At 37.1% G+C, this 12,576-nt stretch carries 14 protein-coding genes and 13 tRNA genes; 26 read left to right on the top strand and 1 reads right to left on the bottom strand.

Features of this window, described 5'->3' with window-relative positions; all coding sequences use genetic code 11:
• Positions 1 to 47: 47 nt before the first annotated feature.
• The 26 genes from H8S01_RS13480 (at position 48) to H8S01_RS13355 (ending at position 11,691) form a co-directional block, all read left to right on the top strand.
• A tRNA-Glu gene (locus H8S01_RS13480) sits at positions 48 to 119 on the top strand.
• A gap of 24 nt (positions 120 to 143) precedes the next feature.
• A tRNA-Thr gene (locus H8S01_RS13475) sits at positions 144 to 215 on the top strand.
• Between the two features lie 6 nt (positions 216 to 221).
• Positions 222 to 295, top strand: a tRNA-Ile gene (locus H8S01_RS13470).
• A gap of 18 nt (positions 296 to 313) precedes the next feature.
• Positions 314 to 387, top strand: a tRNA-Asp gene (locus H8S01_RS13465).
• A gap of 35 nt (positions 388 to 422) precedes the next feature.
• Positions 423 to 495 (top strand) — tRNA-Val (locus H8S01_RS13460).
• A gap of 5 nt (positions 496 to 500) precedes the next feature.
• Positions 501 to 587, top strand: a tRNA-Leu gene (locus H8S01_RS13455).
• 23 nt (positions 588 to 610) lie between these two features.
• Positions 611 to 684, top strand: a tRNA-Arg gene (locus H8S01_RS13450).
• Between the two features lie 113 nt (positions 685 to 797).
• Positions 798 to 1,007, top strand: coding sequence for a hypothetical protein (locus H8S01_RS13445; protein WP_021865976.1), 210 nt, complete (start codon positions 798 to 800; stop codon positions 1,005 to 1,007).
• Positions 1,008 to 1,178: 171 nt separating this feature from the next.
• The gene (locus H8S01_RS13440) at positions 1,179 to 1,529 is read left to right on the top strand and encodes a rhodanese-like domain-containing protein (RefSeq protein WP_186837504.1); all 351 of its coding nucleotides are present in this window, start codon (positions 1,179 to 1,181) and stop codon (positions 1,527 to 1,529) included.
• A 66-nt stretch (positions 1,530 to 1,595) separates the two neighbouring features.
• Positions 1,596 to 2,744: a THUMP domain-containing class I SAM-dependent RNA methyltransferase gene (locus H8S01_RS13435; protein ID WP_186837503.1), complete on the top strand. Its 1,149-nt coding sequence runs from the start codon at positions 1,596 to 1,598 to the stop codon at positions 2,742 to 2,744.
• Between the two features lie 30 nt (positions 2,745 to 2,774).
• The gene (locus tag H8S01_RS13430) at positions 2,775 to 4,487 is read left to right on the top strand and encodes a lectin like domain-containing protein (protein ID WP_243204412.1); all 1,713 of its coding nucleotides are present in this window, start codon (positions 2,775 to 2,777) and stop codon (positions 4,485 to 4,487) included.
• 11 nt (positions 4,488 to 4,498) lie between these two features.
• Positions 4,499 to 5,101 carry an XTP/dITP diphosphatase gene (locus tag H8S01_RS13425; protein ID WP_021865980.1) on the top strand — a complete coding sequence of 201 codons (603 nt, stop codon included), beginning with the start codon at positions 4,499 to 4,501 and terminating at the stop codon, positions 5,099 to 5,101.
• A 6-nt stretch (positions 5,102 to 5,107) separates the two neighbouring features.
• A complete protein-coding gene (locus H8S01_RS13420) occupies positions 5,108 to 5,590 on the top strand; it encodes a metallophosphoesterase family protein (RefSeq protein ID WP_021865981.1) in 483 nt (160 codons plus the stop codon).
• Positions 5,591 to 5,844: 254 nt separating this feature from the next.
• A tRNA-Pro gene (locus tag H8S01_RS13415) sits at positions 5,845 to 5,919 on the top strand.
• Positions 5,920 to 5,927: 8 nt separating this feature from the next.
• A tRNA-Gly gene (locus H8S01_RS13410) sits at positions 5,928 to 5,998 on the top strand.
• Positions 5,999 to 6,002: 4 nt separating this feature from the next.
• Positions 6,003 to 6,076: transfer RNA gene (locus H8S01_RS13405), tRNA-Arg, on the top strand.
• Between the two features lie 90 nt (positions 6,077 to 6,166).
• Positions 6,167 to 6,240, top strand: a tRNA-His gene (locus H8S01_RS13400).
• A gap of 12 nt (positions 6,241 to 6,252) precedes the next feature.
• Positions 6,253 to 6,325: transfer RNA gene (locus H8S01_RS13395), tRNA-Gln, on the top strand.
• 98 nt (positions 6,326 to 6,423) lie between these two features.
• Positions 6,424 to 6,496: transfer RNA gene (locus H8S01_RS13390), tRNA-Lys, on the top strand.
• Positions 6,497 to 6,778: 282 nt separating this feature from the next.
• Entirely contained in the window at positions 6,779 to 7,114 is a 336-nt protein-coding gene (locus H8S01_RS13385; protein ID WP_243204410.1) for an ASCH domain-containing protein, read from the top strand.
• A 272-nt stretch (positions 7,115 to 7,386) separates the two neighbouring features.
• Entirely contained in the window at positions 7,387 to 8,007 is a 621-nt protein-coding gene (locus tag H8S01_RS13380; RefSeq protein WP_243204409.1) for a nuclease-related domain-containing protein, read from the top strand.
• Between the two features lie 57 nt (positions 8,008 to 8,064).
• Positions 8,065 to 9,639 (top strand): helicase C-terminal domain-containing protein, encoded by a 1,575-nt coding sequence (locus H8S01_RS14370; RefSeq protein ID WP_330605633.1) that lies wholly within the window; start codon positions 8,065 to 8,067, stop codon positions 9,637 to 9,639.
• 1 nt (position 9,640) lies between these two features.
• Entirely contained in the window at positions 9,641 to 10,279 is a 639-nt protein-coding gene (locus tag H8S01_RS13370) for a hypothetical protein (protein ID WP_186837502.1), read from the top strand.
• Between the two features lie 15 nt (positions 10,280 to 10,294).
• Complete coding sequence (locus H8S01_RS13365; RefSeq protein WP_186837501.1) at positions 10,295 to 11,026, top strand: hypothetical protein; 732 nt, start codon at positions 10,295 to 10,297, stop codon at positions 11,024 to 11,026.
• A gap of 29 nt (positions 11,027 to 11,055) precedes the next feature.
• Positions 11,056 to 11,355 (top strand): hypothetical protein, encoded by a 300-nt coding sequence (locus tag H8S01_RS13360; protein ID WP_186837500.1) that lies wholly within the window; start codon positions 11,056 to 11,058, stop codon positions 11,353 to 11,355.
• A 141-nt stretch (positions 11,356 to 11,496) separates the two neighbouring features.
• On the top strand, positions 11,497 to 11,691 hold the full coding sequence (locus H8S01_RS13355; protein ID WP_186837499.1) for a hypothetical protein: 195 nt from the start codon (positions 11,497 to 11,499) through the stop codon (positions 11,689 to 11,691).
• 148 nt (positions 11,692 to 11,839) lie between these two features.
• Here the strand turns inward: H8S01_RS13355 and H8S01_RS13350 are convergent, their stop codons facing one another.
• A complete protein-coding gene (locus H8S01_RS13350; protein WP_186837498.1) occupies positions 11,840 to 12,574 on the bottom strand; it encodes a transposase in 735 nt (244 codons plus the stop codon).
• Positions 12,575 to 12,576: the final 2 nt, after the last annotated feature.

Below are 12,576 nucleotides of genomic sequence, written 5' to 3'. Positions count from 1 at the left end.
CCATGTTTACAGTCTTTTGAAGATTTAGCACCTTTATAATTAAATAAGGCTCCATGGTCAAGCGGTTAAGACACCGCCCTTTCACGGCGGTAACAGGGGTTCAAATCCCCTTGGAGTCACTTATAGTAAATCTCTCCAATTATGCCGACATGGCTCAATGGCAGAGCAGCTGATTTGTAATCAGCAGGTTGTTGGTTCGACTCCGACTGTCGGCTCTACTTGGACCTTTAGCTCAGTTGGTTAGAGCAACCGGCTCATAACCGGTCGGTCCTGGGTTCGAGTCCCCGAAGGTCCACTAGATTTACTATAAAATGGCCTGGTGGCTCAGCTGGTTAGAGCGCCGCCCTGTCACGGCGGAGGTCGTGGGTTCGAACCCCATCCGGGTCGCTTACAATAGAATATATTGTATTAATTAGCATCATGGGATCTTAGCTCAGCTGGGAGAGCATCTGCCTTACAAGCAGAGGGTCACAGGTTCGAGCCCTGTAGGTCCCATATGTGCCGGTGTGGCGGAACTGGCAGACGCACAGGACTTAAAATCCTGCGGGACTTATACTCCCATACGGGTTCGATTCCCGTTGCCGGCATTGTCATTAATTTGACTTTATAAGTACGTGTAGCTCAGCTGGATAGAGCGTCTGGCTACGGACCAGAAGGTCGCGAGTTCGAATCTTGTCACGTACATTAAAAACTGTGTAAAAGAAGATTTCTTTTATACAGTTTTTTTTGTATATTTATTGGAAAATCTGAAAATAATAATAAACGTAAAATTTATTATATTTAAGGAGGACATAGATATGTCTAAGAATAGTTCCAATAACTCATATAATTCATCTAACTCAACAGATTCATACAACTCATCAAATGAGAGTAATTCATACAATAAGACATCAGGTAAAAATTCATCAAAAAATTCATCAAAGAATTCATCAAAAAACAGTTCAAACAGCTATAACAGTTCAAATAGCTCAAATAGCTCAAATAGTTACAACAGTTCAGAAGATTAAATTTTGAATGTAATAGAATTTATTAAATAAAATAACAAATAAACAACAAACAAATGTCCTGCCATTGGATAGTTATATTGTCTATTGGCAGGACATAATAAAATATTGCAATTATGCACTTCATGCAGCATATAATGTTAAGAAGGATGTAAAAGTTGAGCGAGACATATTATGGCGTGCGAAATTATTGGAAGTTCTTTGTTTGACAGGTATATTGAAAAAGAGAACCCGCTTATAATAGATTTGAGAAGTGAAACGGATTATATGAAGAAACATATAAAGGGAGCTGTTTGTATAAATGCAGAAGATTTAGAAAATGCGATTGAAAATTATATGTATGGCAGAACCGGAATTGTGCGGACCGGTGATATTTTACTAAAGAAAAATAAGATTATTCTGTTATATTGCAGCAGAGGAGCACAAAGCTATTTTATGTGCAGAAAAATGTCAATGGCAGGTTTTAATGTTAAGTCTTTAGCCGGTGGAATCGAAAGATATAAAGGTAGATATATAACAGCTTGACAGCTATTGGAACAAGCATTAATATATTAAGTGTATGATACTGTAATATTAAGAAATGGAGAATTGATGAATACATATGAATTGATTGCACCATGTCATTTTGGACTTGAATCGGTGTTGAAAAAAGAAATATATGAACTTGGATATGAGATTATATCAGTTGAAGATGGTAAGGTAACATTTGAAGGTGATGCTGAGGCTATATGCCGTGCTAATATTAATCTTAGAACGGCTGAGAGAGTCCTTTTGAAAGTTGGACAGTTTAATGCAGTGACTTTTACGGAATTATTTGACCAGACAAAAGAGCTTCCGTGGGAAGAATTTATTCCGGCGGATGGAAAGTTCTGGGTTACAAAGGCTAATTCGGTAAATAGTAAGCTTTTCAGCAGCTCTGATATACAGTCTATTGTTAAGAAAGCTATTGTCGAAAGGTTAAAACTTAAATATCGTATAAATTGGTTTAAAGAAGATGGGGAGTCTTATCCTATAAGAGTAACTATATTAAAGGATGTTGTGACTATTGCACTTGATACAACAGGCAATTCTCTTCATAAGAGAGGATATCGTCCAGAGGCAGGAAAAGCACCAATTTCGGAGTGTCTTGCAGCTGCACTTATTAAGCTGACTCCCTGGAATAAAGACAGGATATTGATTGATCCATTTTGCGGAAGTGGAACATTTCCGATTGAAGCAGCTATGATTGCAGCGAATATAGCCCCCGGGCTTAATCGTGATTTTACAGCGGAGAGCTGGTCGGGAATTATCCCTAAAAAGGAATGGTATGAGGCTGTAACAGAGGCTAATGATATGGTTAATACTAATATTGAGACTGATATTCAGGGATATGATCTTGATGGTGATGTGATTAAGATTGCCAGAAGGAATGCTGAAAATGCAGGTGTTGCTAATCTTATACATTTCCAGCAAAGAGATGTGGCTAAATTGTCACACCCAAAGAAATATGGATTTATTATTACTAACCCGCCATATGGCGAACGTCTTGAGGAAAAAGAGGCACTTCCTGCAATATATAGTGCTTTAGGAAGACAGTTTGCACAGTTGGACAGCTGGTCAGCATATGTTATTACTTCATATCAGGATATAGAAAAATATTTTGGTAGGAAAGCTGATAAAAACAGAAAGATTTATAATGGTATGTTAAAGACATATTTTTATTCATTTATAGGACCTAAGCCACCAAAGAAGAGAGATTAATAGAAGAGATTAGACAAAAGGGGATAAGATTTGAAAGGCCGTAAGTTATATCTGGGATTGATTTTTATTTTATCTGTAGCAGTAGTATATCTGCTTGAAGCGGTTGCACAGGATAAGGGAATAGCACTTGGCAATGTTGTAATTACAGCGAAAGACCGTCCGAGTGAATGGCAGGATATAATTGCGTCTGATGCCAGCGAAAATCAGTTAAGGCTGATTGTAGACGGAGTTGAGGTAGCATTTGCAAAAAACAGGATTTATATGGAAAATAATCTTGATATTATGATTCCAACGTATATATTCAGAAATTCATTCAAGTGTGCATTCAATACTGTTTCTGATGATGGGATAGAACTTCAGAAGGGGAATACCGTGGTGTCAATTGACAGTTATGATACTTTTATTGATGTTAATGGCAAAAAAGTATTTCTTGAAAATGCAATGAAGAAGGATGATGACGGATATTATATTAATGCACATGTGCTTGAAGAAGGATTTGGTTATACGTATAAGTGGGATTCGGTAGAAAATACGCTTAATCTTGTAGACACGAAGAAAGATGAGAGCATACTTCCATCAAGATACAGTTATTATGATGTAGGAAGACTGGGAAAAATAAAAGACCAGGGAATATATGGAACATGTTGGGCATTTGCATCGCTTACGGCAGTTGAGACAAGTCTTATGCCAGAGGAAAAATACGATTTTTCTGAGGATAATATGGTATGGAACAGTGGATATTTTGGTGCACAGTATGATGGTGGAGATTATACAAGAGCGATTTCATATCTTGCATCTTGGAGAGGACCTGTTCTTGAAGAAGACGATGTGTATGGTGATGGCATAAATAATCCGGATGCCGGAGTTGTAAAGCATGTTCAGGAAGCACAGATTATTGAGAGCAAGAATCTTGAAGCTGTAAAAAAAGCTGTATTTTTATATGGCGGTGTTGAATCATCATTGTATACATCAATGAGTTATGCCGGAGAGCGTTCAATGTATTACAATGATAAAAATTATTCATATTGCTATATAGGTACAAAAAAGCCGAATCATGATGTCGTTATCATTGGATGGGATGATAATTATTCTAAAGATAATTTCAGCGTAAGCCTCGAGGGAAACGGTGCATTTATATGTGTGAATAGCTGGGGAGACAGCTTTGGCGATGATGGTTTGTTTTACGTGTCATATTATGATTCTAATATAGGAATCCATAATGTTGTATATACGCGTGTAGAGGATAATGACAATTATGATAATATATATCAGAGTGATTTGTGTGGCTGGGTAGGACAGCTGGGTTATGAATGTGATACAGCATATTTTTCCAATGTTTACACAGCTCAGTCAGATGAAGAACTGAAAGCAGTAGGATTTTATGCAACAGGAAAAGATACATCTTATGAAATATATTATGTTGATAATTTTGAGGGGACTGAGTCATTTTGCAATAAGGTTTATCTGCAATCGGGCAAATTTACAAATGAGGGCTATTACACGGTTGATTTGAACAAAGCAGTTAATATGGCAGAGGGTAAAAAATATGCCATTATAGTCAAAATTACAACGCCAGGAGCAGTACATCCGATTGCAATTGAGTATAAAGCTGGTCGTTCAACAAAAAATGTTGTGATTGACGATGGTGAGGGATATATAAGTCTTATAGGCAAATCATGGGAACATGTTGAGGAGTCAAAGGAATGTAATATATGCCTTAAAATGTATACAAATAACAGATAGGAGACCTGATTATGGAAAAAGTTATACTTGCATCTAATAATATGGGAAAAATAAAAGAATTCAGGGAAATTTTAAAAGATATGGACATTGAGCTTGTTTCTATGAAAGAAGCCGGAATTGATGTAGATATAGAAGAATACGGACGTACATTTTCTGAAAATGCATTGATTAAAGCAAGGACTATCAGTGAGATGACCGGTTGTGTGACGCTTGCAGATGATTCGGGACTTGAAGTTGACTGGCTTAATAAGGAGCCGGGGGTTCATTCAGCAAGATTTATGGGGCATGATACGCCGTATGAGATAAAGAATCAGGCTATTATTGATAAACTTAAAGGTGTTATTGGAAGTGACAGAAGTGCAAGATTTGTGGCAGTAGTTGCAATTGCATTTCCGGAAGGTGATGAATTTGCTTTTAGAGGGACAATGGAGGGCATTATAGGTGATAAACCGCTCGGAGAGAATGGTTTTGGATATGACCCTATATTTTTCCTGCCTGAATATCAAAAAAGCTCTGCTGAGCTTTCTGCGGACGAAAAGAACAGTATAAGCCATCGTGGAAAGGCACTTAAAAAAGTAAAAGAGGTATTTCCTATTCTTATGAAAATGAGGTGAGATTATATGCAGCGGATTATGATAGTTAGCGATACCCACAGACGGATTACGAATCTTGCAGAAGCATTGTATCGTGAGGGTAATATTGACAAGCTTATACATCTCGGGGACTTTGAGGGAGAGGATGAAGTTATAAGAGGAATGGCTGGATGTGAAGTGATGTTTGTTCCGGGAAATAATGACTTTTTTTCGCCATATGACAAAGAGATTGAGACACAGATCGGAAAATATAAAGTGCTGCTTACACATGGGCACTATTATTATGTTTCGCTTGATTTGCAGACAATAAGAGAAGAGGGGATATCAAGAGGGTTTGATATTGTAATGTTTGGACATACACACAGACCGGTTATTTCTGTTGAAGATGAGATTATGCTCATTAATCCAGGCAGTATTTCTTATCCGAGACAGGCTGATAAAAAATGTACATATATCATGATGGAAGTTCTTGATAATGGTGAAGTCGGCTTCAAATTAAAGTCAATCTGATAGTAAAAATTAAAAATAAAATTTTGTGATTTTATGTTTTTAAGATGATTTTATGCTGGAATTCAAAAAAATAAAAGTCTTTTAAGCCCCTATTTATGCGGGTTTAAACAGGTTTTGAAAAAAATGTAAAAAAAATTAAAAAAAATTCAAAAAAGGTGTTGACAACATAGGGGTCTTATACTATAATACATCTTGTCGTTGCGATACAGAGTAATTCAAAACTGAATGAAACGTATCAAACATCAATTGCATATCGGGGTGTGGCTCAGCTTGGCTAGAGCGCTTGATTTGGGATCAAGAGGTCGCAGGTTCGAATCCTGTCACCCCGATCATTTATGCGGGTGTAGTTCAATGGTAGAACACTAGCCTTCCAAGCTAGATACGTGGGTTCGATTCCCATCACCCGCTTTGTGTGTTCGTAGCTCAGCTGGATAGAGCAACGGCCTTCTAAGCCGTGGGTCGGGGGTTCGAATCCCTTCGGGCACACTTTTTATCTAATAAGAGATAATTTTCTCAGATGAGATAGCTGGTTGCGAAGCAACATAGAATATGCTGCGAGCGACGTTTTTTTATGTGGTGGGTATAGCGCAGTTGGTTAGCGCGTCAGATTGTGGCTCTGAAGGCCCAGGGTTCGAATCCCTGTATCCACCCTTATCTATTTTTGGGCTATCGCCAAGCGGTAAGGCACAGGGTTTTGATCCCTGCATCACGCTGGTTCGAATCCAGCTAGCCCAGTTGGGCTGTCGTACGGTTAGCATGATGGTTCTTCTGGCAGAAAAGATTGCCGTTGAATTTAGCACCTGAATAGACAAGCTTATTATTTAATTTAATAAGGGCTCATAGCTCAGTTGGTAGAGCACTAGACTTTTAATCTAGGTGTCCCGGGTTCGAACCCCGGTGGGCTCATTAAGATGGGAATGGTTGGTTGACCATTCCATTTTTTCTTTTCGTGCCTACTGACTAGGAGGGGAACGGGCGTCTTGTGAAGAAATTCATTCTTTATTATTTCCATGTATTAATTATTGTGATTTTGAAAACCCGCATAAACACTGGGAATGTTTGTAGGCAAGTTGGGCATTTTTTGGGCACTCGGTGTCAGGAGAGTGGAATGGTTGAGAATAGGAGTTTTAACTTGGTTGAGTTTTGTGTTAAAATGGGTAAAAAGAATCGGAAGTGTGGAGGTATGCTATGACACACGAAATGGACATATGGCATGATTCTTTCGTAAAGATAAAAGAACAAACAAAAACAATAAAAATGCGACTGTTTGATGAGAAGCGTTCGCTAATATCAACAGGTGATACCATTATATTTACAGATACAAGTAATAAAGAGAAAATAGACTGCATGGTAATCAACATGTATCGGTATCTATCTTTTGAAGAATTGTATCAGCATCACAGTAAAGTATCCATTGGATATAACAAAGATGAGATTGCAAATCCGAAAGAAATGCTCATGTATTATTCTAAAGAAATGATAGAGAAATATGGTGTTGTTGCCATTGAAATAAAAGTTCTATAGATTCCTGTTTATAGACTACATCTTACAGAATATCCGTAAATCCACCAACATACAACTATATATAATAATTTTGATACAAAGAAACATAGCAAGTACTTGAGTAATAAAACTTAAATACCTGCTCTTATTTTATTTATAGGAGGTTGTCAATGTTATTGGTAATGGATGAGGATTATTTTACCGGGGTTCGAACCCAGTGAGTTTATTTATTCTTTATTAATTTTTAAAATAGGTTTATGATAGAATCAATTTAAATACAGAGGTGATATGAATTGATTATAACAGTCATAGCGATATTGATAGCTGTACTTATTATTATCGTTGTAACTAATATTGGTAATAATAGTAGCGGTAATAATAAAAAGCCACATACTTATGAACCGTGGGTGATTGAAGCACCTGAAAAGCGGGCTGGTCGTCGGGGAGAACATATAGCGACAGAAATCATTAAGGGAGTACTTCGTGAAGGAGATTATTTATTCACCAATATTTCTGTATCGTACGATGGAAAGCACACAGAACTTGATAATGTTGTTGTAAATAAATATGGTGTGTTTATTTTTGAAGTTAAGAATTACAAGGGTCAACTTTATGGCAATGAGGATGATTATAATTGGGAAAAATATAAAGATGACGGATATGGAAATACATTTGTGAAAGAAGTCAAAAATCCTGTTAAGCAGGTAAAAAGGCAGATTTATATCCTTGCGAAATATCTGGAAGGCTATAATGTGTGGGTTGAAGGATATGTTATTTTAATCAGAAGTAACAGTCCAGTTCAAAGTACATATATTTTGCAGAGTGTCGAAGATATCGATAGGGCAATTCATACATTTAAACGAAATCATCTGAGTAGGGACACGGTTGAATCAATTAAGAAGATGCTTGTATAATCATGGTAGATTATAATTATTAAAAATAAGAGCAAGTACTTGAGTAACAAAACTTAAGTGCTTGGAAAACTGGTACATCAGATAAAGAATCAGGATAAGAAGAATACGGGGTATTTTGCGGATGGTTCGAGACGATACCCGGTGGCAAGGCTCAGGTTTAATGTTTCAAATGGGGAAGTAAGAGGCATGAGCCTGTTTGCCCTGCTTTATCCTTCAAAGACACTTTCTGATATGTATTTACCGATTGAGTCATTGAATAATCATGAATCATTAGAAGTAATAGAGAAATCTGTACGGCTGAAACTGAAAGAGAAGCTTGCGATAATCGAAGAAAAGTATGGTGATTCGGGTAACAATAAGGAAGATGCCAGGTGGTATTATCTTGCACCGATGCTCATGGATGGAGTCATCTATGCAAAGCATTGGATAGAGGATATTGTGTGGGAAATGAATACAGACGAAGAGGATACAACATCTGAGGTCAGAAGCAGTTCAAAGGATAAGAGAAATAAGGGCTTTATTGCTCATATTGATAAGCTAAGAAGTTATTTGGATGCCCCGGAGGAGATTCATCTTGGAAGAAAGCCGGAGGATCTTCTGGAAACATTGGTAAATATGGTACTGGGTTCGCCAGCAATATGCATTTATCGTTCTAATGGAAGAAGCACAGCCAGAGCAACATCGCTTGCAAAGGTATTTGTCAATAATTTCAATTTGCCGGAGTCAACAGCTATCATTGATCTTGCTTATGGCAGATGCAGGGATGATAATTCCCACTGGCAGAATGTACTTAAATACTGTAAAGATGGCTGTTTTCAGGCAATGATTGATGAATATATCCATATGCTGAAAGAAACAGCAGGTTTTCAGTCGGATGGAAATCAGTATCAGATCGTGCATGACATGATGATGGATTCATTGAAAATACATACAGCCACCTATATCGCTGATACTTATCCTGATTTCAAAAAGCGTATTAATGGAGCTGACAGGAAGAGTGATGGATGTCGAATAAGGTCGAGTTATGCAGTTGGATTTACAAAGGATGCAGGCGATAATTCCAAGGTAGTCATGCGTAAAGAAAATATCAGAAATGCCTTTAACTCACCAATGCGTCCATTTGTGCTTGCCACAACATCAATCGGACAGGAAGGACTGGATTTTCATAATTACTGCCGAGTGATTATGCACTGGAATCTTCCAAGTAATCCCATCGACCTGGAACAAAGGGAAGGCAGAATCAATAGATTTAAGTGTCTGGCAATAAGACAGAATGTTGCTGATAAATATGGTAAGGCAGATGGTATCACATTTAAGCGAGACATATGGACAGAAATGTTTGAGGCTGCTAAAGCGGAAAAGCAGAATGACCAGTCAGAGCTTGTACCATTCTGGTGTTTCGGAAAAAATCAGAGTGTTAAAATAGAAAGGCTTGTGCCAATGTATCCTATGAGTAAGGATGAGGTTAATTATGAAAGGCTGATAAAGATTCTGTCTCTTTACCGGCTTACATTAGGGCAGGCAAGGCAGGAAGAACTTCTGGAGTATTTATTCAAGGAGTTCAAGGACACAAGCGGATTGAAGAAACTGTTTATCGACTTGAGTCCATTTTCAAAGGGAAAAGAAGGTTGATATGATGAGAATACTTTTTTGTAACATAGCGTGGATGAAGGAGTATCGAGGAAATGAAGATGGAAAGGATACTCCGTTAAATGGTGGAAGCTATGTTGATGAGACAGGAGATGCCCATGAAAAATATAATTTTACACCAGTGAATATGGAGGGTAGGGAAGGCTTATATTGTCTGGGATTTTTTGAGACAAAATCACATAATGGTAAAGATGTCAATCAAATGCGGATTGAGAATATTGCAGGTTGTGAACTATTAAAAAAAGAAGAATCAGTAGATGATGTGCTTGTCGTTTATTGTGCAAAGCATCCGGCACATAAGTTTACGACGGTCGTGGGATGGTATAAACATGCTACAGTTTTCAGACATTATCAAGAGGCAGTGTTTGCTCCAGAAGATATACAATATTACAATGCAATTGCAAACTCATCTGATTGTGTCTTACTTCCTGCAGGGATCAGATCAAGAAAGGTACAATGGGAAGTCCCAAGAAAATCAAATGGTTGGGCTTATGGATTTGGACGGGCAAATGTGTGGTATGCAAGTGAAGAAGATAGTAGGTTACAAGATTATCTTACGAGATTAGTAAAACAGATTGATGAATATGATGGCGAAAATTGGATTGACAAGTACGCTAAGTAATGAGGTACACATATTATGGGAAACGAATCAGGTGAATGGATTATGCATGGCATGAAGTGGGATAATCCGGATTGCATCCATTCTGTAGATGAAGCAATCAAGTATATAAATGAATTTGGCTTTTTACCATTATTTAAGAATGATATAGACGGGTTTTCACTTGAAGAAAGAACTGTTCCAGAGTACTGGTGGAGTGATAATCCGGAGATTGATCCATGGATGTGGCGGGCTATTATAGCAAGGCAGCATGATATCGTCTATGGAAAGTTCTTTGATAAGAAGGCAGGATTTATATCAAAAAAGTGGCTTCCTGTATTTGCTAATTACCGCCGGGATGGATATGATTTTGATGCATTATATGATGATGGGAAAGCACCTAATAAGCATAAAAAGATAATGGTCAATTTTATGGAAGATAATGCTGATTCAGAGATTTATTCAAATGAATTGAAAAAACAAGCTGGATTTGGTAAGGATGGAGAAAAGGGATTTGATGGTGCAATAACGAATCTTATGATGCAGACATATCTGTGCAACTGCGATTTTAAGAAGAGAGTGAATAAAAGAGGTATTGAATATGGATGGGATGTGGCAGTGTATTCATCCATTGAGCATATCTATGGATACGATTATGTGACTTCCTGCTACAAGGATAATCCACAGGATTCATGGAAACTTCTTGTAGACTATATGCATGAGATGTTTCCGGATGCAACGGATAAGCAGATAAGGAAAGTGTTAAAATAAAACAGTGCATTTTTGAGGTGAATATATAAATGAATGCAAAAAAATCAGCAGATTATCGCAACCTGATAGAAATTGTAAAAAACAAATATCGTAAAAATCCTATATATGCTAAGAGCCTGACACTTGGCTGGTGTGATTTACGTCAGAGAGAAGATTTGTGTCAGGAAATTAACATATGGACATATTGGCAAGTATTTGCCGTAGGATATAATAATCAAGGTACTACTGAAATAGAGTATGATATTTCAAGAGAAACGATATTTTTGCATAAAGAAAACGCAGAACTATATCTGCTCATGTGTAATAAATTTAATAATATTGAATCATGAATTGATTTCAGAAGCAGAATTTCGTGATATTCATGTTAGATTTGTTAAGGAAATTAAAAAACTTGATAAGGACGATAAAAAGAATGTTATCTTGTATACTCAGTTGCATTTAATTATTTCTTGTTTGGAGGAAGTGGAATTATGTTTAATAAAGATGATTTGATTATTCTGGTTAATGAATATGTTTCAGCTGCTACAATAAACTTGGATTGTATTGATGTATGCGAAAGCATAGTGGGACAATTGGTTTACTTATATGAATGTGTTAAAAATCAATGTCATTTAGATAAGGTTTTTTATGATGAAAACAGTATATCATATGCGTTCATGCATTGAAAATACTGTTCAGTTAAGAAATGCTGTATTTTTTTGGTGCACTAATGCGTAGAAAGCAGGTGTATGATGAGTTCAAATCATTTTTTTGTGTATGACAAAAAGACAGATTGCATATCTGCCTCATAATGCAGTATAATGGTAACGAGATTTATGCAACCCGATACATGAAATCCCTATTTCTCTTTGGACGGAGGGGGATAGGATATTTTCGATTGTACCTGACAGGTGTCAGATACTTTTGTATGAGAAGCATGGTCTCTGTTTCGTTACCACCGTGTTTGAGATACGCCCTGCATATGTTTACTGCGATGGCGAAATTAATTTTATAGACGTGTTTGGTATTTTTAGATTTTTTTACTTTAGCGTGAGAAGTCACTAATTCACAGAAATTATACAGAATCATATGGGCATTGATTTCCTGAAGGATTCCATCATATTTGCTGCTGTGCCAGTTAATCAGACCGATGGTGTATTTGAGTTCACGGAAGCTTGTTTCCTCGCTCCAGCGCATCCGGTAAAGTTTATTGATTTCTTCCAGAGGAAATTCTTCTGAAAGATTGGTGGCAATACAGATATAGGTTCCATTATCAAGGCGAACACGTACAATACGGAATTCAATATCGTAATACATGCAGTTTTCATCAAGAAAATCAAAATCGGTAGAAGGCTGAAGTATGGTATAGGTGTTAGGATTCCCCAGTGTTTCTTTCGTATGGCGTCTGGTAAGTGTTGTCCTTATATGAGTATCAAATTCGCTGTCAGGCAAATCATAAGAGGAAAGGATACCATTACTGTTGATATCCTTCATGCGGATAACGAAATACATTCCCTTCCGGATCAGGTGTGCAAAGGTATTAAAACTTTCGTAACCACTGTCTGCCATAA

It is taken from the genome of Lachnospira hominis (ex Liu et al. 2021) (assembly GCF_014287955.1).
GTDB lineage: Bacteria > Bacillota > Clostridia > Lachnospirales > Lachnospiraceae > Lachnospira > Lachnospira hominis.
This window is presented reverse-complemented; position numbering and strand designations above follow the sequence as displayed.